The organism is Romboutsia sp. 13368 (genome assembly GCF_018336475.1).
In the GTDB taxonomy this organism is placed as follows: Bacteria; Bacillota; Clostridia; order Peptostreptococcales; family Peptostreptococcaceae; genus Romboutsia.
Map to the genome: position 1 here is coordinate 696,531 of NZ_CP048741.1, position 585 is coordinate 697,115.

The following is a 585-nucleotide window of genomic DNA, read 5'->3' on the forward strand; positions in this document are numbered from 1 at the left end:
GGTAACTTTTTTTGTTAAGCAAATATATTTTAATGGTTTATATTATACAAAAAATAGAAAAATTCTGAGTAAAGTAATGAAAAAATGGGTATTTTATATATGAATAATCGATAAAACATTCTACATATATTGATTATTTATTATTATAAGAAAGGGATTTATTTACATGAAGATAACTTTACCAGAAACAGCAGTAAAGACATTAAAAGACATCTTACAAGATAATCAAGATAGACCTCAAACTATAAGAGTATATTTTGCAGGCATAGGCTGAGGCGGTCCATCATTTGGTATTGCTCTGGATGAGCAAAAGGATAGCGATACTTCTTATGAAGTAGATGGATTAACATTCATAATGGATAAAGACGAATATGCACAACATGGTGATATCGTTATAGAAGATACAGGATTTGGATTTAGAGTAATTCCTGAAAATATGAAAAATGATGAAGGTGGATGCGGCGGAGGATGCTCTGGTTGCGGTCACTAAAATTATTAAGGAGTGTATTTATATACACTCCTTTTAATATATAGCTTTAATTAAAATTAAATAAGTTAGTGAATAGATTATATACAAATAGTTAC

Annotated in this window: 1 protein-coding gene; it reads left to right on the forward strand. The window is 28.5% G+C overall.

Translation table 11 applies throughout. The annotated features are described in order from the left end of the window. Positions 1-355: 355 nt before the first annotated feature. Positions 356-490 carry a hypothetical protein gene (locus G3997_RS02765; protein ID WP_296647733.1) on the forward strand — a complete coding sequence of 45 codons (135 nt, stop codon included), beginning with the start codon at positions 356-358 and terminating at the stop codon, positions 488-490. The last annotated feature ends 95 nt before the right edge of the window (positions 491-585 follow it).